This is a genomic window from Planococcus sp. SE5232 (assembly GCF_050686535.1).
Classification (GTDB): Bacteria; Bacillota; Bacilli; order Bacillales_A; family Planococcaceae; genus Planococcus.
This window is the reverse complement of sequence record NZ_JBOGCP010000001.1, coordinates 1,799,652-1,820,094: the sequence shown is the minus strand read 5'-3', so window position 1 is coordinate 1,820,094 and position 20,443 is coordinate 1,799,652. Positions and strand designations below refer to the sequence as shown.

Below are 20,443 nucleotides of genomic sequence, written 5' to 3'. Positions count from 1 at the left end.
GTCCAGCTAGCGAGGTCAAATATAAGTTGAAGTATTATTCGGTTTACGTCTGAAATACATTTCCTGTTCCTTAGATGGCTTATCCATACTTTTCTTCCAATTAAGAAACAATGCCCGTTATTTCTCATTTCTAAAATCATACTTTTCATTAGGGAAGGTTAGTGGACACCCGTTAATCACAAGACCGAATAAGCCACGGCTGCGCCGCAATGATTGTAAAACTTCCAGCCGCTATCAAAATGCCACTTTTCATACCCAATACCCCACTAAATACAACGCTGTAAAATGAAAGAAGTTCACTTTCTTCCATTATATATATTTCCGAAATTAATATAGATGAATTTTTCACCTGTAAAAAGCACAAAAAAATAGCACCTCTTCCGCTTTTGCAGGTGTCAAACACCTTGCGGAAGGGGGCTATTTCTGTGTTTCCCACTAAAATATTAGACTACTTGACTGTTTCTTTCTTGGCGTTCAATTGAGCCGATAGCTCCTGGAACCATTCTTTATCGTCGGTAGCGAGTGCCAAATCGATCAGGAAGCCCAATTGTGCAGCGTCTTTCGTATCCGACTCCGGAATGCTTTCCACTTGGTGCACTGACATAGGAATGGTCATACCGATCATTTCTACATTATCGCTTTCCACCACCGTGACGTTCACGGCTTCTTTAAGGACATTCATGGAATCGATGAAACCGATAATCAGCTCGTCGTGGCGGGATTTGCCTTTCACCCAATCACTTGTTTTCAAAATCGTTTTATTCGTACCCATATCTATGCACCTTCTTTGTATTATTTATCAATCATTGATAGCGTTCCAAATCCATTAGTACGGCTTACTCTCCCTGTTTCCCTAAACTATCAACGGCAAACACAATCTGTAGAATTTCCAAAGCTTTTCCTTGTAGCATTTGCTTCAGCTGGTTTCATACTTGAAGGGAAATGCTGGTGACATAACCTTGAAAACTTGCTGCTAAGTCCAATTCTACGGTTCTGTATCCGCTATTACAATTTATTTGCCTCAAATTCGAGATAATTGAGATTCAGGTATATTGTGAAAATTATTAGGAGTCTCCCAGGCACATTTACTCAATGATCAAACAAATCTTTCTTTATCAAAGCAGCAAAAAACACCTCCACATTGCCATTATAAAATCAGCAGGCTGTAGAGGTGTTTTTGATTGCCTTCTTCCATTTTTTCACCATGGGATACGAAGGTCAAATCGACCAATTGACCAGCATACCCGCATGCGTCAAACCGCCGCCAAATCCATAGAGCAACAATTTATCACCGGATTTGATTTTGCCTTCCCGTACCCCTTTATCCAACGACAAAGGAATCGAAGCGGCAGACGTGTTGCCGTAATATTCAAGGCTGTAGATTGTCCGTTCCAGTGGAAGTGCATTTCTGCTGCAGATCGACTCGATAATCCGCAGATTGGCGCTGTGCGGTACAAACCAATCCACCTGATCGGTTTCAAATCCGGCCTTTTCCATCAATGCCTTCATCCCTTTTGGAACGGTATTGACCGCCCATTTGTAGACTTCGCGTCCATTTTGATTAACAAAGCCGTTTACGGCCAATTCGGTTCCGAACATGCTGGTGGAAAGATCCGTGCAGTACAGATTATGAGCCAATTCTCCATTCGTTCCCATATGGTATTCGATAAAGCTTGGTTTTTCTTCATCGTATTCCACAAGAACCGCTCCGCCACCGTCGCCAAATAAAATACAGGTCGACCGGTCGCTGTAATCCAGGATCTTGGAAAAGGTTTCTGCTCCGATCACCAAAATCTTTTTGTTCAAACCGGCTGTGATCAAGCCATTTGCCATATGAAGCCCGTAGGTAAATCCGGAGCAAGCCGCATTCAAGTCGATGGCTCCGGTGTTTTTTATGCCGAGCTTTGCCTGGACAAGCGCAGAGACACTCGGCGTCTTAAAATCGGGTGTCATCGTACAGACGATGATCATATCCACATCGTCAAGCGACTTCCCATAGCGTTCCATTAAGTTTTCGGCAGCTTTAATGCTGATATCACTGGTGAATTCAGTATCCGCAGCGATCCGACGTTCTCTTATCCCGGTTCGTTGGACAATCCACTCATCGTTGGTTTCAACTAATTCCTCTAAACGGCGATTGGTCAGCCTCTTTTCAGGTACATATGATCCGATGGCTGTAATTCTGGCTTTTGAAATGTTCATGTGTATCGCCCCTTCATGATGTTCTCGCCCTATTCTACCATCAACTATTAGTATTAGGTACTAATTTAGATGGTTTAAGAAGTTTTTTTAAAAAGATTAAGCTTTTTGTCATCAGCAGAGGATAAAAATTAAATTCTCATTTACTAAAGCAAAAGTTTAGTAATTCTTAAGCCAAATTAATAATTAGCATGTAGAAAAAAAAGCCAAAAAGTATGGTCACCAGGCACAATTTGATATTCTGCAAGCCATTCAACCGACTGTTGCCGGTCAGTCAACCTTTGCGGAAATCGGATTGGAAGCTTTCTGTTTGTACTGTGTTCAAGTAAAAACTTTATTGCAAGATCCGGTCCTCTGTTGTCACGACTTTCCTCCCTTGTTCTGTTCAACACCGGCAATCGAGGCTGATTCTTCGTATATTTCTTCTGGCTGAAAGGATATAATGGAACCTGCTACGAGAAAATTGCGAGGTGAAAAAGTTGAGAAGTGGAAATCCAAGTTTGAAAGCTGACTCATTCAAAAATTACAAAGACACTGATACCGGACGGAGAATGACCATTCAAGGCACGGTCAACAAGACATTCATTTTGCTTTTGTTGCTGCTCGTGACATTCGTCTATTCCTGGAATCAGTTCGTCGAAAGTCCGGGCAGCGTATTGCCGTTGATCCTAGTTGGAGCAATCGGAGGCCTTCTCATTGGCTTGATCACAATTTTCGTACCGAAAATTTCACCTTTTACAGCGCCGATCTATGCGCTGCTGCAGGGATTATTTCTCGGTGCGGTGTCCGCCCAGTATGAAGCCCAATACGGCGGCATTGTCTTCCAAGCTGTGCTGATCACGATTGGTGTATTGCTGAGTTTATTGCTCATTTATAAATCCGGCCTCATCAAAGTGACGCAAAACTTCAGGCTCGGCGTTGCCGCTGCCACAGGTGCCATCTTCGTGGTATACCTGATTTCTTTTGTGGGCAGATTTTTCGGTTTTGAAATCCCGCACCTCCATGAGTCGACACCGCTTGGCATTGGTATCAGTGTGGTCATTGTCATTGTTGCCGCGCTGAATCTGGTATTGGATTTCGACTTTATCGAGAATGCAGCCGAAAGGCAGGTACCGAAATACTTCGAATGGTATGGAGCATTCGGCTTGCTGGTGACATTGGTCTGGCTTTATCTCGAAATTCTCCGCCTATTGTCCAAAATACGCAGCAGATGACCAGGAACGTCCTTCGGGGCGTTTTTTTAGTTACATGACAAAAAACCGCATCCTGAAAACCGGAGCGGTTTCAGGATGCGGCTGTTTCACCTATTGTTATTTTAAAGCATTGCGTGTCTTGTCCGTTTTAATGGCGGCCTGTTTTTCCATTTTATATTCCTTGTAGCCATTGATAAACTCCTCATAAACTTCCAAATACGTTTTTGTAGTACGGTCCATTCTTTTTTCTTCCTTCATCATTACAGTCATCTCATTCATCCTCCTTGGTAGTGTTCTTCCTCATCATGGTTTGTATGCGTGCAGTCCTAAGACGTTGAGCAAAGCTTCTTTTCCTTTTTTGTTCTTCATGATTCTTCAGGGTATGAATTTCTCACTGGTGGATTCCCGGTGATAAGGCGTGATGTAAAAAAGGTCCTTCGGACTCCATTTGGATATGTGGTACAGGTTTTGGAAAACTTCTGGCGTAATTTCATAGCGCTGCAGGCCATTCGGCAACGCTTGGGCTTTATCAGGTGCCTGCTCCAGCTTCATCTCGTCGATATCAACCCATACCGTCTCAATTTCCGTCTGTTCGCCATTTTCTTTTTTGACGGAAACTTCTTTTGTCAGACGAGCAAACAGGGTGATAAAAGCCGTTTCTTCTTCAATATGCACGTCTTTGGATCTGAGAAAAAAATACTCAATCGCCTGTTCTGTCAATTGTACTTTCTGCCCCACACTCACTTCTCTCCTTTAAGCCAAGAAATAGCCCGAATTCCCCTAATTCCTTACTCTTTCTCAAGTGCGCCAAGTGCTCCGGAAAGCCGCTCAGCAAAATCTTCGAGAGGTTCCTGTGAGGCTAATCGAAGGCAATGTATCCCACGTTCCATGGACAGTTTCTGTGAATAGCTTGTCGGAAATGAAATCGGATGCCCGATAAATGCCTTCATGAAAATAGGCAGTTCCCCGTGAAGCAAATAGACTTCCGCCTGATTAAATGCTTCCCGATCATCGCTTGATAGTCGGCTAAAAACATTCAGGTCCAGTGACCAACTGACATATACGTCAGGTCTTTTCTCCACTTGGATCGTCCGTTTCTTTGCCAACTGCCAAGCACCGTCCAAGAATTCCATTTCCGAACCTAAAATTTTTTTTGCTTTCTTATTTTTTAATGCCAGTGAATCTGTTCCAATCATTTTAAACACCCCTTAAACTCTTTTCAACTAATCTTCTGGCTAATTAGACAGTGACCTCAATTACAATGATCTTTTGCTTTTAACTGCTGACGGTCTCGGAAATAAGCAACGTTGGTTTGTTGCATAAATTTTCACTCCAATAAAAAGAGAGATAAAAGTATTCTGAATATTAAATATATAATATTCAACTATATTGCTTACTAGTTCAGTTTTATTCTTCTTTAAAACTAAAAAATACAACCAAATCGCTTATTTCCAATACAATTAGACTAGTTTATACTCCAAAAGATGTAAAGCCTTTTACAATATTCTTTTAATTCAGAAAATAATAATGCTATTCTTATATATTTTATTTTTTATTTAAATGTATTAAAATTAATTTAAGTGCATGAACACTCTTATCTTTGTACTTAATGAAGGCAGTTTTCACTTTTGAAAAATGCATCACTCTAAACGAAAATTCACATGAGAAAACAGAAATAAATTACTTTGCTTCGCTCTTGTTACAGAGAGAAAGGTCTTCAATAAAATATCGACCTGAGTTTTTCAATGCAAAAAAGAGAGGATCTCCTAGCTTTGGCATCCTCTCTTTTTAAAAATCCATGATTCAGTTTGCACTTCTTCAATAATTATTACCATGAGATAAGTTTTCCATATCCGCAATGTTTTACTAAAATAAGGAAGATGCCAAATTATTTTTATTGATTTCACCTGTTTTTTTCATTTTGAGCGTCCAGCAGATTTTATCCTAAAGGCGCCTCCCCATATAATTTCCACAACAGCGGAAATTTCTGTCGCAGAGTTTCCTTACCTTCTTCCCAGTCCGGCTGATCATCATCGTCCCCTGACATCTCCCAATACAAATCCAGGTATGTGTCTTGATCCGAACCGGTCTTTTCTTCAAACGCCAAACTGGCAGCATACAGCAAATCTTCAAATTCCGGTACGTCCTCCTCCAGTTCGTCCAAATACGGAATCAAGCTTTCTGGATTGCGAATGGCTTCTACATACGCTTCTTTTCCCAGATACAGGAGCCACGCCCGGAAATAGTCGAAAGAATCATTTGAACAACTGCCCATGATGATAAAGGCTGCCGCCCATAAATCCGACGTATAGGATTTAGCATACTGTTGGTTGAAATGGGTACTAAACCGGATAATGTCCTCCACCGATTTTCTAGCCAACTTGCCAACCAGCCATTCCATCTGCTGCTCCAAACCGTCTCTTTTGTAATGCGCCATGTCCAGCAGTCCCCAAAACTGCCCTTCTGTCATCCCGCTTCCTTGCAGTTCTTCTTCCTGCTTCTCAACTTCCTGATAGCCTTTCTTCAACTTTGATTCAATCAGCCTGTTCGCTTCCTTCAGACAATGCTCTTCAGAAGAGAATTCTTTTGTGTTTACGGAGCCGCCAGTTCCGATCTTCCCGTACGAAACGATAAAAATAGTGCCTTGCGCTTTTATTTTCCAGAATTTATTGGAGTAGGCGGTAATGCAAACCAGTGATTTTTCCATTTTGAGTTCCCTCTTTTACCTGAATTTTCGTCGATGCTTTTACTCCACTTAAATGACTAATAATTTAGTATTATTACAAAAATCATTCTATTTACTTTATACTAGTACACATGGCAATTATAGATGCTCTATTCAACACTTAAGAAAGGAGGCTGGTTTTTCTTCCGATAAAAGCATTTATTTCTTCCATGATTTATTATTTTAACCCTTCACATGTACATATGTATCGAAATTCCCTTGATTTTTAGCTGTTCAGACGGTTTTACATTCAACTAAGCAGTCCAATCCACAACAAGGAGTGATTCAATGAATTTAAGATCTCTAACATTATTATTAATCGTTTCCACCATGCTTCCACTCTTCTTGGCAGCCTGTTCAAGTGAAGATTCCAGCGACGCAGAATCTTCCAGCGCTCAAGATACCCTCATTTTCGCCCGGGGCGGTGACGCAGTATCTTTAGACCCGTCAGAAGTGACGGATAACGAATCTGAAAACGTCGCTCAAAGCATCTTGGAGACATTGACGACTTTCGCGGAAGGAGAAACGGTGGTGGAACCGATGCTGGCGACCGAATGGACCGAATCGGAAGACGGCCTCACTTATACGTTTACCCTTCAAGATGGGGTTAAGTTCCATGACGGCACGGACTTCAACGCGGACGCTGTTGCCTTCAATTTTACTAGATGGATGAATGGCGGCGGAGATAAGTTCCCGATGTACGGAACCGTATTCGGCGGCTATCAAGGGGATGAAGCCCATAATATCGCAGCCGTTACTGCAGTGGATGAATCCACAGTGGAAATCAACTTGAACAATCCTCAGCCGACGCTGTTGAAGGACCTTGCGCTTACTCCCCTCTCTATTTCGAGTCCGGCAGCGATTGAAGAGGCGGGTGAAGAGTATAGAAGCAATCCGGTCGGCACAGGCCCCTTCATCTTCCAGGAATGGCAGCCGAACGAACGGATTGTTTTGGAGAAAAATGACGATTACCGGATAGATGGGCTTCCTAAACTCGAACATGTGATTTTCCGGACGATTCCGGATAATTCCTCACGCCTCAATGCACTGTTGAGCGGTGAAGTAGATCTCATTACTGGCCTGGATTCCGAGTCCTATGCACAAGTTGAAGAAGATCCGGAGCTAGAGCTGTTTTCGCGTCCTCCCCTTAACCTTGGCTATCTGGGCATGACGTTGACGCACGAGCCATTCGACGATCCGCTAGTCCGCCAGGCACTCAGTCATGCGGTGAATAAAGAGGCGATGGTCGAAGCATTCTTCGGTGAAGGGGCGATTGCTGCAAAAAATGTAATCCCTCCAGCTGTCGAAGGGTATAACGACGACATCGAACCGTATGCATATGATCCAAAAAGAGCTAAAGAGCTGCTTGCAGAAGCAGGACTCCCAGACGGTTTTGAAATGGAGCTTTATGCCATGCCTGTATCCCGCCCGTATATGCCGGACGGCGCAAAAGTGGCGGAATATCTTCAGTCCAATTTTGCGGAAATCGGCGTCGAAGCGGAAATCGTCACCTTTGAATGGGCGACCTATATCGAAAAAGCGATCAACGGTGAAGCCGACGCGTTCCTGCTCGGATGGACCGGTATGAACGGTGACGCCGATAACTTCATCTATACATTGTTACACGGAGACAATGTGGGATCGACCAACTCGACGCAATACGATAATCCCGAGCTGAATGCGATTCTGGATGAAGCAAGAACCATCACCGACCAAGAAGCACGTAATGAACTATACAGAGAAGCGCAGGTTATCCTGCACGAAGATCCACCGATCATTCCGCTCGTCCATACGTCACCGTCGCTTGCAGGCAAAGAGAACATCACAGGCTTTGATCCGCATCCGACCGGACGTGTAATTACAACGGAAATTGAATTCGAATAAGATAAATGATTAACAAACTGAATGATTTAAGATGGCCCCATTTCAAGCGATGAAGTGGGGCCATCTTTTTTTCCGAGCTACTTCCTTACCAATTTAAAAATATTCAATTATTTCATCACAGTACCTTGCATTGAACACTAGCTAATGATATATTGTTCATTAACTACTACTGTTCATTAAACAATAGTTAAGAAAGGAGAGGTGAGTCGTGAATATCCAATTTAAAAAAGGCGCACTGAATTTATGCGTACTGGTGCTGCTGGATAAACAGGACCGCTACGGCTATGAGCTGGTGCAGAAAATTTCAAACCAGATCTCCATTTCGGAAGGTGCTGTCTATCCCCTTCTTCGCCGGCTGACAAAGGAAGGCTATTTTAACACTTATTTACAGGAGTCGAGCGAAGGGCCTCCAAGGAAGTACTATTCGCTCACCGAACTCGGAAGGACATACCTGCAGGAACAACTCCGCGAATGGAAAAGCTTCACGGATGGAGTCAATAAACTAATTGAAGAGGGTGTGCAAAATGACTGAAAACCAATTTCTCCACGAACTCGAAACGGCTTTGAAACAGCTTCCGCAAGAAGAGCGCAACGATATTCTCCAAGACATCAGAGAGTATTTTGCGAACGGCAAGGCAGATGGCAAGACGGACAATGAAATCGCAGCGGAACTCGGCTCACCCGAAGCTATCGCGAACGAACTGATCGAGTCTTTTGATTTCAGCAAAACGGACTCCCCTTCAACTACCAACGATCTGACAGAAGATGAATTCGATAAAGTCGACATCCAACTCGACAATGGCACCCTGTTCATCTCACCTTCGGAAGACGGCAAAATGCATACAGAGATCACCGATAAAAGCTACCGGCAACAACTGTCCGTCGATATCCTCGACCGTACACTGGTCATTACGTTAAAAGAAGAACCAAGAAAATGGGGCATCTTCAGTTTTACGGCGAACATGAAGTCCCCGACACTCAAGGTACAGCTGCCGGATAAATTCTACGAAAGTATCGATATTGCATCAGACCATGGCAGCATCAACGGGAATCACCTCCAAAGCACGCAGATCCACGCGGAAACCGATAATGGCCGCATTACACTTGAACACATGAGCGCGGGTGAATGCGTTGTCCAATCAGACAACGGGGATATTAACTTGCAGTCCATCCAAGCCAAAAAACTGAGAGCCAAAACCGATAATGGCCAGCTCAAGCTGAAAGAGATCCAGGTAAACGAAGTGCATGCCACATCCGATAACGGCGCCATCGTCATGAAAGAAATCGAAGGGGATGTGCGCGCAAAAACCGACAACGGACGCATCCACCTTTTGACTGCCGATGTCGAGCGGAATATTGCGCTTGAAACCGACAATGGCTCCATTCTCCTTGAAACGCAGGTTGAGCCAAAAAATGCGACAATCCGGGCTGAAGTGGATTGGGGATCGGTATCCGTATTCGGCGTGAAGAACAGAAAAAGCATTTTTGGAAATGGAGATCATGTGATTGACCTGCAATCGGATAACGGCAGCATTACCGTACAATTGGCGAATTGAAAAGTCAGTTCGGCAAGGAACTGACTGTGGTACAACAATTAGTTGCAACGAGTTATAAGCTCAAACAAAAAGGACCGATTCGGTCCTTTTTGTTTGAGCTTAATTCTTTTGCTCTCTTTTTAGATCTGGTGTAAAAGGATTTCAGAACCCCTTTCCCTTAACGTGCAGTATTAGCCGTATCGCTTTATTTCAACCTAGAATTTCGATGCCGTATTTCTTTGCGGTTGCCACAAATTTGTCCATATCAAATTCAACAGGATCCGTCGGCAATTCATACTCAATTGCTGGTTCGCCCATCTCAATGAAAAATTGTTCCACTCCTGCAGGCGTGAACATAAACAGCACTTTAGCGGGCAAGGACCCTTCGACTTTAAATTTGTGCTTAATGTGGCGGGGCACATAAATAAACGTACCTGGATTTCCGATGATTGTTTTTTCCCCGACGGTGAATGTCAGTTCGCCTTCCAATACATAATACATGTCTTCTTCATTGCTTTTGACATGCAACGGCGTTTCGTACTCTGGCGGCAAGAGTCCTTCAATCAAACTGAAAACACCATTCGTTTCTTCGCCGCTTGCTTTTACTTCCATTAACGTGCCGTTAAACCAATAGGCATCCCCTTCTCCGTGTGCAAACGAAAAAGCGTTACTCATTTGCTGTACCACTTTCATCACCCTCCCCATTTTTGGAGTTTAATAAAGCATACGGCAATTTCCATACGGATCGGTAAAGAGACTCTGTATACAGGTTATCCCAACAGTTCGATGCCATATTTCTGGGAAGCTGCCATCATTTTCTCGATATCCGGCTTCAGCGTATCCGGCGGCAATTTGTGTTCATTCGCTGCCACACCTGATTCAATGTAAAATTGTTCTCCTCCAGCAGGCGTTAACAGATTCAATGTTCTAGCCGGCTCTGCGCTTACCACTTTAAACTTATGCGGCATGTTGCGCGGCGCGTGAATGATGGTTCCAACTTTTCCTGTCACCGTTTTATCGCCGATGGTGTAGATCACTTCACCTTCTAAAATATACATCGTTTCTTCTTCATTTCGATGAAGATGCAGCGGCGTTTCATAACCTGCTGGATGCACTCCTTCAATTAAGCAAAAAACATCATTTGTTTCTTCACCGGATGCTTTGATTTCCACAAGATTGCCGTCAAACCAATAGGCTTTTCCTTCTTTATGGGCAAACGAAAAAACATGATTTAATTGCGGTTCCATTTTTTCAACCCCCTAAAGTTATTTCCAGTAAACTAAGTGTCAGACTAATTTCGTCCGATAAGTTTTTTGGACATAAACCCAATAGGCAATAGGCAGTAGGCAGTAGGCAGCGCATGATAAAAGAAGCAGCAGCTTGTTTTGGTGGGTTTAATGCAATTAACTCAGTTTTCCCTCCTCTCTCTATACAATGTTTTGAAAAAAACAAAAGCCGTTCCTTCTATATATATGTATACATCCATTTTTCACTTTGCATTATACGCTCTCATAAGGTGAATTTCTATTTTTCTGTTATATATTCGACAAATAAATCAACCTTATTTCATCACTGAAAACATGAGGATTGCGTTATACCGTTTATCACCTGACTCTCGGCAAATTCACCAACGAAGTTCGAGGATGGGTTACAAGAAGATACTCAGCAGTTCGTCAGTTAAAACTTTCCATGGCTAAATTTCATCCGAGATGTTGGAGAAATGAAAACTCAGTGGGTTTTTCAACCCCACTGAGCAAAGTTTGCCTTTATGCACCGGGCCGCAATTCCTGGCGGTTCACCCACTCACGGACCGTCTCCACATATGCTTCCGGTTCTTCTATTCCCGGCATATGGGAACTGTTTTCAAACACATGGAATTCACCATCTTGAACCAGTCCCGCATAATACTCCGTCGCTTCAGGACTGGCTGCATCCAATCGGCCACATGAGAACAGGGCCGGTATTTTGATTTCAGACAAGCGCCCCATCACATTGAAGTTCTTTAACGTTCCGGTGACGGTAAAGTCAGAATCCCCCCACATAAAGTTGTAAATTTGATGATTCAGCTGTTTCATATCTTCTTCCATCTCTTTTGGCCACGGATCAACGCGGCACATATGGCGTTTATAATAAGCCATTATCGCCTGTCCATACTCTTTCGTTTCCATCGTTCGGTTCCGCTCGCTCTTTTCAATCGTCTCTTGGATTTCTTGCGGGAATTGCTTTAAGTAATTCCGCTGGTCCTGCTCCCATCTCTGCGCATCTAACACCGGTCCGGAAAAAATAACGCTGCGGACGCCTTTAGGTTTTTTGAACAAATAAGAAGCGGCCAGCATGGTCCCCCACGAATGGCCCAGCAAATGAAACTCTTTCAGTTCAAGCGCCTGAATAACTTGTTCCAACTCCTCCACAAAACGCTCCACTGTCCATAAAGCGGTATCTGTGGGGCGATCCGATTTGCCGCATCCAAGCTGGTCGTAATGGATCACCGGCCGGTCTGTTCCCAATTGGCGGAGCGGATCACTATCACTGCTTTTCGATCCCGGTCCCCCGTGCAGCACCACTAACGGGATGCCGGGGCCATTTCCGCTGATCCGGTACCAGACATTTCCCCCAGTAACAGGGATAAATCCTTCTTTGGCATTGTCCATAATTACCTTCCTCCTCTATTTGAAAGCTATATAACTACTATTTCCTTTCCCGACAAATAAACTCCTCTTTTAGAGAAATAACAGAAAGCTACGCAAATCCTTTTTTCACCGGAACTATTTTTCCACTCAAACGTACATACTGTTATCCGATTAAAGGAGGAATTCTTATGTCCAAATACTCCATTCACCAGTTTGTACAGAAAACACAGCAAGACGAAAGCGCACGTGAATTTTTTGAACTTGAGACGGATCGACTTTTGGAAGTGAACTTGAACGGCTTGGTCTGGGCTAAAGCCGGGTCCATGATTTCTTATGAAGGAAACATCAAATTTGAGCGGGAAGGCATGCTTGAGCATGGGCTGGGGAAATTCGTCAAAAAAGCCTTCAGTGGCGAAGGCGCACAGCTGATGAAGGCAAATGGAAACGGGAAACTTTATATTGCGGATCGGGGCAAGAAAATCACCATTCTGGATCTGGAAGGCGAAAGCATCTACATTAACGGAAACGACCTGCTCGCATTCCAGGACGGCCTGAATTGGGACATCAAACTCATGCGCCGCGTAGCCGGGATGATGGCAGGTGGCCTGTTCAATGTCCGCCTGGAAGGACATGGACTTGTCGCGTTCACTTCCCATTACGAGCCGCTTACTTTGCTCGTCACGCCTGACAGACCCGTGTTCACTGACCCCAACGCGACGGTCGCCTGGTCGGGCAGCCTGGAACCTGATTTCGTGACCGATATCCAGCTGAAAAGCCTGTTTGGGAGAGGCAGCGGAGAGTCGGTGCAGATGAAGTTCTCGGGGAACGGCTTTGTGGTCGTACAGCCTTTTGAGGAAGTTTATCAAGCGCAACAGAACTGATTTCAAGGTAAACGCTCCGCCAGTTATCATGGTCAGGCAACTGGCGGGCTTTTTCACTCATCATTGAATGCAAATTGTTTATAAGACGATAAAACAAAAAGGATGGGATTAGTATGAGCAATAAAGACTTATACCGAAAGTGGTTGGAAGCTTGGAACACCGATATCTCTTTAATCAATGAAATCGCACACAACGAATGTACAGTACATCAGGCAAGAACTGATGGGAAGGATTCAAAAAGACAGAGGGGTCCGGAAGCATTGAAAGATGTTGTTTTGTCAGGAACTTATTTTTTTGATGATTATCGAATGTCATTAATTGTTGAACCGATTGAAGAAGGAGCCTATATTGCTGCTCGCTGGAATTTCACGGGAAAATACAATGGGAAAATGGATGGAGTAACTGTTGATAAAGGGAAAGAGATTTCATTTGATGGTACTGATATTTTTTATATAGAAAATGAAAAAATCAAAGACTATTGGGTTTCTTCTGATGGAGTTGATTTTATGAAGCAATTAGAACTTATATAGATAATCAATTCTGTTGAACAAAAATAAAGTGAAATGAACTAACAGAACAGCTTATTGAATTTAACATTTTTTAGTGGAATCATTTTGTGATTAAGCTACTTCTAAAGTGAGATTTTTTCATAAAAAAGAAGCCAATAACTGACTCCGCTTTCTTGCTATAGTTGCTGATAAATTGACCAAAACAGAATTCAACGTAAAATCTTTTCAAGGATAGCCAGATTTTCTTGGAGAAACGAAGCATTTTTTTCAACACCTCGACGTTTGCTCCACCCTATACTATTAAAGGCATCTACAAATCGATAAAAAGGCAATACAACTTCCAAGTCAATCAGAGGTCTAATGCTGTTATAACCGTCTTGAAAAGCGTTATATAAAGTGGAATCAAAGCGTAGAAAATCACGATATAATTTAGTGAAATCAACTTCTGTTGAACCGAATCGTACACTTTCAAAGTCGATCATGCCTGAAACCTGTTCCCCATCTACAATGATGTTGGCAGGCCGAAAATCCATATGGACAAAGCTTGGACCGTCTGGAGAAGGAAGCTGGGTTTTCATGTCGTTAAATTTCTCTATGCTTTGATCATACAAATCTTTATCCAAAATCTCTCTCACGTCTTCTGCAAAACTGTAGAATTGATTCTCGATAAATTTTATCCAGTTGGAAAATTCATTTTTTATACTCGCTGTTTCTGTTTTAGCAGCCGGCTGAATGCTGTGCAGCGTAGCCTGTAAAACCCCGACTTGAAATGCAACTGCCGGTGAAGACTTCTGCGTCAATGGCTTTCCTTTCAACTCTGACAGCAAAAAAGCGCCTGGACATTCTTCATTACCCGACCAAAAGTCTAACATCTTCGGAACTAAAACTTTGCCTTCTAAGATTTTATAAGCTTCTAATTCACGTTGATATTTCAGTTTTGTATAAGGAATTTTCACATAGACATTCTTACCATTAAGCAATTCACATTTATACACCGTTGAACTAAAGGAATCTTCAACTTCATAAATTGCTGCTGTTTGGATACCGAACTGTTCGAGAACATCATTTAACATATAATCCTCTACTTTCACATCACATTATTTCGTTTTCTAATCATCATTCTTTCGTGTATCAGACCTTTATTTCACCTATATTCTGTACAAAAAGCAACCTCAAGCAAATACTCCAATTCACCTTAATTAAACTCTTCTGCCACAAATACGATGTTATTAAAATCAGGATCGGCTGTTGAAGTGAGGACAAAACTTTTAGGTCATTGTATTTACTTTGAACCCTCAAGGTTCCTTTTAGTAGATAAGTAAATACCAATAGTTTCTTTTATTGCTAAGTCTATATAATCCAATACTTGTTTCAATGTATATACTTCCAACTCTTCTTTTAAACTTTCTGCAGTGTATTCAAAATCCTGTATCGCTTCTTCTTTAAATTTCTGCAGATTCTCCGACTCGATTTCAATTATGTTGTTTTTAGGAATCGGAACATTTTTCAATTCATTCTCAAGGTTCCCACACTCAAACCATTCAATCAATTGACCGTTTAACTTCCTAAAATCGTTATGCCATCTATCAAGCAGGCCAGGATCCGCATCTACGCGGTTCTTGAAATTGTTTTTAAAATATACCTCTTTCATCCAAACATTGTCGGAAATCAAATGCGTTAAATATCATAGTGCATAGTCACTTTGAATTACTGAACGGTATTTTTCGGTGAAACGATTATAGTTCACTCGTCTTGTTCCATTCTCTAAACTTCCCTCTAAAAAATGGGATTCTGTTTTCCTTTCTCTTGTTAAAGCCGCATCCGGTGCAATTCCTCCTAAAAGGAAAGTCTGCTTATTTTCAATTGACAGATTTTTGGAAACTTGATCTGCAATGATTAAATGCATGATTCGTGATCCCAACAGGATTTCGTCCTCTCTAACTTAAAGCTATTATAATAATCCTTCTTGCAACTTGATGGTCCAAAACTACAGATCAAATTTCTTTTTGATCATTTCGGCAACTACTTCAGCGCTCAGGTTGGTGTTATCGATTCTAAAGTAATGATCCTTTTGAATTTCCCCTTCTTCAGAATTTAATCTCAAAGTGTCCATAGACATCAATAAATTTTCTTCAGATTGCTTTAGATTTCTTTTAGTTGGTTTTTGTTCCAACCTATTAGGTGTTTTATTTCGTTTAAGCCTTACTTCCACATCTGCTGACAATTCTACAAAATAGCACTGGGCTCCTTGAGCATTAAATATACTGCACATATTTTCGACCCTTTCCCAATCCTCTTTTTGGTTGAAGGCCCATACAAAAGTAAATACCATTCCATATTCATCACTTTTGGAAAAAGACCGAAATATCTCTTCGCGGAAGATGTTCGACAACCTCCACATTTCCGGACTAAACCCAAAAAAGGGTTCCAATAAATCAATGGTCATATGGTTGTGGAATAGTTTCAAGCTCGTGATTTTCGATAATTCTTGCCCTACTGTCATTTTCCCGACTGCTTGGGGACCAAATAGTAAAACAACTTTCATTTCAAGTCCCTCCTGCATTTTATTTAACATGATCACTTAATAAGAAAATAGCTAAGTAACCATTTCCAATATGTTTTGGAAGTGTTTTTCGTCGGCATTCATGCCTGTCTTTTCACTTAGACGCCGATTCAATCTAAGGATTTCAGGAATCATGGATGTGACTGTTACCAGGAGTTCATCCGACTCTCTCCTGCATCTCCACTCCTCTAATACAGATAGCTGCCTACTATTCAGGATGCTTCTTTTTCCTTCAACTTTTGACCAACTGCCATAAGAAGCATCAAAATGTTCATCCATTTCCATATACCAGCCAGAAACAACTAGCCAACGCATCCTATCCAAATTAAATTCAGCGTGAAGCATTTCCTCCCTCATCACGGCACGATACGTTTCATGAGCAAACGCAAGAATCTTCCCTTTCCAGAACTCCACTTCATCGATCGAAATTTTATAAGTGATCTCGGATGACTCTTTTATAACCGGACATATTAGGCGGTTGGGATCGTAAAGTACTTTTACTCCTTTTAGCCAGATAGACGGCATAATTTCACCCAGAGCATGATACCAGCTATCCACTTTGACAAAACAATTATAATGTGTCACCACCACAGGACCTCTCGGATTGGCATTTTCATGAAACAGCACATGGCCCCATTTCTCTGCCCTGATACATTTTTTCTCAATAAATGCATTTTTCTTCTCAGGCTTTACGATTATATGCAGGTCTATATCTGAGTAGTTGTCAAAGTTCTGTTTCGCCAAAGATCCTGCCAGGTAAATAGCGAGGACATCCACATCTGTCATTAAATCCTTCAGAGCGTTCTGCAATAGAACTTTTGGTGTTTTGGCAAAGAGGCATCTCTTTTTAACTGTCTATCTTCAGATTCCAAGCACAACAACCCATTTCTTATATTTTCTCTTGCCTTCCAACATCATACTTTCGCTATCCATTAAAAAACTCCTCTTTTTTATTTGCCATACAAGGCTCTCGCCCAGCTTGAGATTTTAAATCGTTTGCGATATGGCTTTATGTAATAACGGATACGTTCAGGCCATACTCTTTATAAAAGCAAAACTATACGCGGGAAACGATTGTTCTTTTCTCTACAACCTTTTTCAAACTTCATACTAAGCTTCAATATTAGTTTTTCTGATCCATAGTTTGCTTCGAAACATAAATTTGCCATAGAAAAACTGCATTTCCGTCGTCAGCAGTGCCAAACAACGAAAATGCAGTTCAAAATGGATTTCTTTTAAAAATCTCACATCGCTTTTTTATTAATCCATAATGGCCCAGTAGGCTGGTTTCACTTTATAATCACGTCCAAAAACAAATGGCGCGTCCACACCGACGCCATCATTGTATTCTTCAGCACGATCATTCAACCAGGTATGGTCATCTGCAATGCCCCAGAATGTGACGCTGCTGATTTTGTCATCCAGTCTTTCATATAATTCAAACAAGTCATTGTAGCGTTCTGCCTGCGCTTGGAAGCGGTCTTCAGGGATTTCGCCATAAGTTGGATAAGCCGGTCTTGGCGGCCAGCCGTAAAGACTGATATCCAATTCCGTAATTTGATTGTCCAATCCAAGGCTCGCAAACATGTTGATGGAATCCTCAGTTTCCTGAAGGGAAGGCCAGCCTAATTGAATGTGCCCCTGATGTCCTACTCCATCAATCGGTACTCCATCAGCCAATAAGTCTTTAACCAGATTGTATAAATCTGTCCGTTTTGGTTCTACTTCGGTATTGTAATCGTTGATGTAAAGCTTAGCATCTTTGCCGGCATATCTTCTGGCAGTCTCAAAAGCGACTTTGATATAATCAGTTCCCGTCAATTGGTACCATTGAGATTCTCGAAGGCCGCCTCCGTCATCGATGGTTTCATTGACCACATCCCATGAATCGATGTCATTCTTATAGCGTTTGACTATTTCTTTCACGTGCTTTTCCACACGTTTAAGAACAATTTTTTTGTTTTTCTCACGCTTCTTGGCATCCGTTTCATCAACCATCGGCTTGCCGTTATCGTCTAGGAAGAACCACTCGGGGACTTGGCTATGCCAAATTAGCGTATGGAAACGGACCTCCATGTTATTTTCTTTCGCGAACTTGACGATTTTATCTGCTTCTTCAAAATTGAATTTACCTTCTTCAGGTTGGATTGAAATCGGCTTCATCACGTTTTCAGCCACAATGCTGTTGTAATGATGCTTCAGCACTTCTCCGCTTTTGCCTTCAAGCTGAAATGGCTCGACCGCTGCGCCGATCGCAAAGGAATCCTCGTATCGTTCATGGATTGGATCAACGTCCAAAGCCGTGAGGGAATCTTCAGCATTCGCGGAACTATTCAGTCCTGCAGGTAATAAGAGGGTCAAAGCTAGACCAGTGATCATAGGTTTACGTAGAACTTTCAGCATTTCTATCTCTCCTTTTTACTTCGTTTTTTTAAAAAAGGTCTTCAGAAATCTCCACTCCTACCTCCTGTCTATCGTTTTAAGAATGCAATTCACAACGAAGAAAGCGTTTTCATTTGCAAACTTAACGTGATTATACCAATGAAATGTTAGTTTGTGCATTACATAAACTAAGTTTTCAGAGTAATTAATCAAAAGGGTTATATAGTAACGGAAAACTGAAAATGGAATTTTAAAAATCAATTGACTATATAGTTCGAAAATACTGTTATAGGAATATAAACCCACTTGATTAAGAAAATCAAAAACGACTCAAACTTTCACCATGTAATTTATGTAGACCAAACAGATTTTACAGCAAAGCGCAGCTGCCTTTCGGCCAATTTTTTTGAATGATACAGCTATAATCACCGTACACCATCCGAATTTCAATAAAAAATGGGAACTTGTTTTCAACAAGTTCCCATTTTTTATATAGAATTTAATAGTTTATTTTCAGAACCGGTTTAATGACTGACCCATTCTCCGATTCTTCAAAAGCCTTATTGATTTCATCAAATTCAAAGAATTTTACCATTCGATCGTAAGGAAATTGCCCATTCTTATAGTAAGAAATCATTTCCGGAATGAATGTTTGTGGACTTGCATCACCTTGACTAGTTCCTGTAATACTTCCGCCTTTTAATGCCAATGCTTCCAACGGGATAGAAAGGTTAAAATCAGTAACGACAGTAACTATTTTCCCAAAAGTATCCAATGAGTCGATTGCCTGTGCAATCACTATATCGACTCCGGTCGTATCAAGAACGTGCTGTACTCCTGACCCAGTAATTTCTTTAATCTTTTCTGCAACATCGACACCCTTGCCACTTTTTATAGTAGCTGTTGCACCTAACTCTTCAGCCAGTTCTAGGCGATTTTCATGAAGGTCAATTCCAATAATGTTTTTACAACCTGCAATTTTAGCAGCCATGATCGCACTTAATCCTACGGCTCCGACACCAAATACCGCAATTGAACTGCCTGCTTCTGGCTTCAGCACATTCAAAACACTACTAGCTCCGGTTTGCAGGCCACAACCTAGTGGAGCCGCCAAAGCTAAATCCATATCCTTATCAATTTTCACAACATTCCTTTGGTTGACGAGTGAGTATGTTGCAAATGAAGACTGACCAAAGAACCTGGAAACCAACGTATTGGTATCTTGATCTATGTGGCTATTGAGATTAAGTTCACCATAATACCTGCAATGTGCAGGGTGACCGCCTATGCAATTATCACATTTTCCACAACTTGCAAATGAAACAACCACATGATCCCCTTTTTGAAGTTCAGTGACTTCAGACCCGATCTCTTCAACAATTCCGGCGCCTTCGTGGCCCAGAACTGCGGGTGGATCGACCATGCCGGTGTCTCTCCCTGAAACATCTGTATGGCATATTCCGGAGGCTGCTACTTTTATTAAAACATCTCCCGAACCCAGTTCCGGCAATTCAATATCAGTGATTTCAAACGCTTGCCCCGTTTTTGGCGTGACTGCAGCTTTAATTTTCGTCATACTATCCTCTCCTTTTATAAGGTTTGTCTACGGTTAATACACATAAGCCTGAGCCCTGTTTTGTTTGTAGTATTCGCAGAAGCACAGGAATCAAGTAAAATAAGTATCAGCTCCAGCTCCTTCTCTTCCCGCCATCCTCACTATTCAAACGTTCTATAAGTTAAATACCGCATCGGTTTGCCTTTTAATAGGCCTAGGATTGTTCAATTTCATAATTATTAGATTGAGTCTCAGCAATAATAGATGATGGTATACTAACTAAAAAACATATCATTTTGAAATCGTAAATACTGGAAATTTTATTGATAAAAAGCGATACGATGGCAAGCAACAGCTGTTTTCATGAATTAGTGAAGGCTAAAAAAG

The 20,443-nt window shown here is 41.8% G+C and carries 22 protein-coding genes; 6 read left to right on the top strand and 16 right to left on the bottom strand.

The features are described from left to right. Positions 1-448: 448 nt before the first annotated feature. On the bottom strand, positions 449-772 hold the full coding sequence (locus ACRC6Q_RS08685) for an IDEAL domain-containing protein (protein ID WP_431466287.1): 324 nt from the start codon (positions 770-772) through the stop codon (positions 449-451). A gap of 446 nt (positions 773-1,218) precedes the next feature. Continuing rightward, complete coding sequence (locus tag ACRC6Q_RS08680; RefSeq protein ID WP_431466286.1) at positions 1,219-2,202, bottom strand: ketoacyl-ACP synthase III; 984 nt, start codon at positions 2,200-2,202, stop codon at positions 1,219-1,221. 476 nt (positions 2,203-2,678) lie between these two features. On the opposite strand from ACRC6Q_RS08680, the gene ACRC6Q_RS08675 reads away from it, so the two are divergent. Then, positions 2,679-3,413 (top strand): Bax inhibitor-1/YccA family protein, encoded by a 735-nt coding sequence (locus tag ACRC6Q_RS08675; protein WP_223643104.1) that lies wholly within the window; start codon positions 2,679-2,681, stop codon positions 3,411-3,413. Positions 3,414-3,509: 96 nt separating this feature from the next. On the opposite strand, the gene ACRC6Q_RS08670 is transcribed toward ACRC6Q_RS08675, so the two are convergent. The 4 genes from ACRC6Q_RS08670 to ACRC6Q_RS08655 form a co-directional block, all read right to left on the bottom strand. After that, positions 3,510-3,662: a hypothetical protein gene (locus ACRC6Q_RS08670; RefSeq protein ID WP_223643014.1), complete on the bottom strand. Its 153-nt coding sequence runs from the start codon at positions 3,660-3,662 to the stop codon at positions 3,510-3,512. A 105-nt stretch (positions 3,663-3,767) separates the two neighbouring features. Further along, positions 3,768-4,130: a hypothetical protein gene (locus ACRC6Q_RS08665; RefSeq protein WP_223643016.1), complete on the bottom strand. Its 363-nt coding sequence runs from the start codon at positions 4,128-4,130 to the stop codon at positions 3,768-3,770. Positions 4,131-4,180: 50 nt separating this feature from the next. Beyond that, positions 4,181-4,588, bottom strand: coding sequence for a hypothetical protein (locus ACRC6Q_RS08660; RefSeq protein ID WP_223643018.1), 408 nt, complete (start codon positions 4,586-4,588; stop codon positions 4,181-4,183). A 743-nt stretch (positions 4,589-5,331) separates the two neighbouring features. Then, positions 5,332-6,099 carry a DUF4240 domain-containing protein gene (locus tag ACRC6Q_RS08655; protein ID WP_223643020.1) on the bottom strand — a complete coding sequence of 256 codons (768 nt, stop codon included), beginning with the start codon at positions 6,097-6,099 and terminating at the stop codon, positions 5,332-5,334. 306 nt (positions 6,100-6,405) lie between these two features. Here ACRC6Q_RS08655 and ACRC6Q_RS08650 point away from each other — a divergent pair, with 306 nt between their 5' ends. The 3 genes from ACRC6Q_RS08650 (at position 6,406) to ACRC6Q_RS08640 (ending at position 9,557) form a co-directional block, all read left to right on the top strand. Further along, positions 6,406-8,001, top strand: coding sequence for an ABC transporter substrate-binding protein (locus ACRC6Q_RS08650; RefSeq protein WP_431466285.1), 1,596 nt, complete (start codon positions 6,406-6,408; stop codon positions 7,999-8,001). A 208-nt stretch (positions 8,002-8,209) separates the two neighbouring features. Next, positions 8,210-8,533 carry a PadR family transcriptional regulator gene (locus ACRC6Q_RS08645; RefSeq protein ID WP_431466284.1) on the top strand — a complete coding sequence of 108 codons (324 nt, stop codon included), beginning with the start codon at positions 8,210-8,212 and terminating at the stop codon, positions 8,531-8,533. Continuing rightward, complete coding sequence (locus tag ACRC6Q_RS08640; RefSeq protein WP_431466283.1) at positions 8,526-9,557, top strand: DUF4097 family beta strand repeat-containing protein; 1,032 nt, start codon at positions 8,526-8,528, stop codon at positions 9,555-9,557. Before ACRC6Q_RS08645 ends, ACRC6Q_RS08640 begins: the two co-directional genes overlap by 8 nt. A 189-nt stretch (positions 9,558-9,746) precedes the next feature. On the opposite strand, the gene ACRC6Q_RS08635 is transcribed toward ACRC6Q_RS08640, so the two are convergent. From ACRC6Q_RS08635 to ACRC6Q_RS08625, 3 genes are all read right to left on the bottom strand, one after another. Beyond that, a complete protein-coding gene (locus ACRC6Q_RS08635) occupies positions 9,747-10,223 on the bottom strand; it encodes a cupin domain-containing protein (RefSeq protein ID WP_223643027.1) in 477 nt (158 codons plus the stop codon). Positions 10,224-10,306: 83 nt separating this feature from the next. Next, positions 10,307-10,783 carry a cupin domain-containing protein gene (locus ACRC6Q_RS08630; RefSeq protein ID WP_223643029.1) on the bottom strand — a complete coding sequence of 159 codons (477 nt, stop codon included), beginning with the start codon at positions 10,781-10,783 and terminating at the stop codon, positions 10,307-10,309. A gap of 519 nt (positions 10,784-11,302) precedes the next feature. Beyond that, positions 11,303-12,187, bottom strand: a complete 885-nt coding sequence (locus ACRC6Q_RS08625; RefSeq protein ID WP_431466282.1) for a proline iminopeptidase-family hydrolase — start codon at positions 12,185-12,187, stop codon at positions 11,303-11,305. 167 nt (positions 12,188-12,354) lie between these two features. Here ACRC6Q_RS08625 and ACRC6Q_RS08620 point away from each other — a divergent pair, with 167 nt between their 5' ends. Together ACRC6Q_RS08620 and ACRC6Q_RS08615 are read left to right on the top strand one after the other, a co-directional pair. Then, positions 12,355-13,047: an AIM24 family protein gene (locus ACRC6Q_RS08620; RefSeq protein ID WP_431466281.1), complete on the top strand. Its 693-nt coding sequence runs from the start codon at positions 12,355-12,357 to the stop codon at positions 13,045-13,047. Positions 13,048-13,160: 113 nt separating this feature from the next. After that, positions 13,161-13,577 carry an ester cyclase gene (locus ACRC6Q_RS08615; protein ID WP_431466280.1) on the top strand — a complete coding sequence of 139 codons (417 nt, stop codon included), beginning with the start codon at positions 13,161-13,163 and terminating at the stop codon, positions 13,575-13,577. A 188-nt stretch (positions 13,578-13,765) separates the two neighbouring features. Here the strand turns inward: ACRC6Q_RS08615 and ACRC6Q_RS08610 are convergent, their stop codons facing one another. The 7 genes from ACRC6Q_RS08610 to ACRC6Q_RS08580 all read right to left on the bottom strand — a co-directional run bounded on the left by ACRC6Q_RS08610 (position 13,766) and on the right by ACRC6Q_RS08580 (position 20,077). Next, positions 13,766-14,629, bottom strand: a complete 864-nt coding sequence (locus tag ACRC6Q_RS08610; protein ID WP_431466279.1) for an aminoglycoside phosphotransferase family protein — start codon at positions 14,627-14,629, stop codon at positions 13,766-13,768. A 209-nt stretch (positions 14,630-14,838) separates the two neighbouring features. Continuing rightward, positions 14,839-15,228 (bottom strand): hypothetical protein, encoded by a 390-nt coding sequence (locus ACRC6Q_RS08605; protein ID WP_431466278.1) that lies wholly within the window; start codon positions 15,226-15,228, stop codon positions 14,839-14,841. 12 nt (positions 15,229-15,240) lie between these two features. Next, positions 15,241-15,462 (bottom strand): hypothetical protein, encoded by a 222-nt coding sequence (locus ACRC6Q_RS08600; RefSeq protein WP_431466277.1) that lies wholly within the window; start codon positions 15,460-15,462, stop codon positions 15,241-15,243. A gap of 81 nt (positions 15,463-15,543) precedes the next feature. Next, positions 15,544-16,101 (bottom strand): shikimate kinase, encoded by a 558-nt coding sequence (locus tag ACRC6Q_RS08595; protein WP_431466276.1) that lies wholly within the window; start codon positions 16,099-16,101, stop codon positions 15,544-15,546. Positions 16,102-16,152: 51 nt separating this feature from the next. Further along, a complete protein-coding gene (locus tag ACRC6Q_RS08590) occupies positions 16,153-16,905 on the bottom strand; it encodes a nucleotidyltransferase domain-containing protein (RefSeq protein ID WP_431466275.1) in 753 nt (250 codons plus the stop codon). A 474-nt stretch (positions 16,906-17,379) separates the two neighbouring features. Further along, positions 17,380-18,522 (bottom strand): endo-1,4-beta-xylanase, encoded by a 1,143-nt coding sequence (locus tag ACRC6Q_RS08585; RefSeq protein ID WP_431466274.1) that lies wholly within the window; start codon positions 18,520-18,522, stop codon positions 17,380-17,382. Between the two features lie 478 nt (positions 18,523-19,000). Further along, the gene (locus ACRC6Q_RS08580; RefSeq protein WP_431466273.1) at positions 19,001-20,077 is read right to left on the bottom strand and encodes an NAD(P)-dependent alcohol dehydrogenase; all 1,077 of its coding nucleotides are present in this window, start codon (positions 20,075-20,077) and stop codon (positions 19,001-19,003) included. Between the last annotated feature and the right edge of the window lie 366 nt (positions 20,078-20,443).

Bases quoted from the DNA above. Each gene is read 5' to 3' on its own strand.
- ACRC6Q_RS08685 (WP_431466287.1), bottom strand. From the start codon at position 772: ATGGGTACGAATAAAACGATTTTGAAAACAAGTGATTGGGTGAAAGGC.
- ACRC6Q_RS08680 (WP_431466286.1), bottom strand. From the start codon at position 2,202: ATGAACATTTCAAAAGCCAGAATTACAGCCATCGGATCATATGTACCT.
- ACRC6Q_RS08670 (WP_223643014.1), bottom strand. From the start codon at position 3,662: ATGACTGTAATGATGAAGGAAGAAAAAAGAATGGACCGTACTACAAAA.
- ACRC6Q_RS08660 (WP_223643018.1), bottom strand. From the start codon at position 4,588: ATGATTGGAACAGATTCACTGGCATTAAAAAATAAGAAAGCAAAAAAA.
- ACRC6Q_RS08655 (WP_223643020.1), bottom strand. From the start codon at position 6,099: ATGGAAAAATCACTGGTTTGCATTACCGCCTACTCCAATAAATTCTGG.
- ACRC6Q_RS08650 (WP_431466285.1), top strand. From the start codon at position 6,406: ATGAATTTAAGATCTCTAACATTATTATTAATCGTTTCCACCATGCTT.
- ACRC6Q_RS08640 (WP_431466283.1), top strand. From the start codon at position 8,526: ATGACTGAAAACCAATTTCTCCACGAACTCGAAACGGCTTTGAAACAG.
- ACRC6Q_RS08630 (WP_223643029.1), bottom strand. From the start codon at position 10,783: ATGGAACCGCAATTAAATCATGTTTTTTCGTTTGCCCATAAAGAAGGA.
- ACRC6Q_RS08625 (WP_431466282.1), bottom strand. From the start codon at position 12,187: ATGGACAATGCCAAAGAAGGATTTATCCCTGTTACTGGGGGAAATGTC.
- ACRC6Q_RS08620 (WP_431466281.1), top strand. From the start codon at position 12,355: ATGTCCAAATACTCCATTCACCAGTTTGTACAGAAAACACAGCAAGAC.
- ACRC6Q_RS08615 (WP_431466280.1), top strand. From the start codon at position 13,161: ATGAGCAATAAAGACTTATACCGAAAGTGGTTGGAAGCTTGGAACACC.
- ACRC6Q_RS08610 (WP_431466279.1), bottom strand. From the start codon at position 14,629: ATGTTAAATGATGTTCTCGAACAGTTCGGTATCCAAACAGCAGCAATT.
- ACRC6Q_RS08600 (WP_431466277.1), bottom strand. From the start codon at position 15,462: ATGCATTTAATCATTGCAGATCAAGTTTCCAAAAATCTGTCAATTGAA.
- ACRC6Q_RS08595 (WP_431466276.1), bottom strand. From the start codon at position 16,101: ATGAAAGTTGTTTTACTATTTGGTCCCCAAGCAGTCGGGAAAATGACA.
- ACRC6Q_RS08590 (WP_431466275.1), bottom strand. From the start codon at position 16,905: ATGACAGATGTGGATGTCCTCGCTATTTACCTGGCAGGATCTTTGGCG.
- ACRC6Q_RS08585 (WP_431466274.1), bottom strand. From the start codon at position 18,522: ATGCTGAAAGTTCTACGTAAACCTATGATCACTGGTCTAGCTTTGACC.
- ACRC6Q_RS08580 (WP_431466273.1), bottom strand. From the start codon at position 20,077: ATGACGAAAATTAAAGCTGCAGTCACGCCAAAAACGGGGCAAGCGTTT.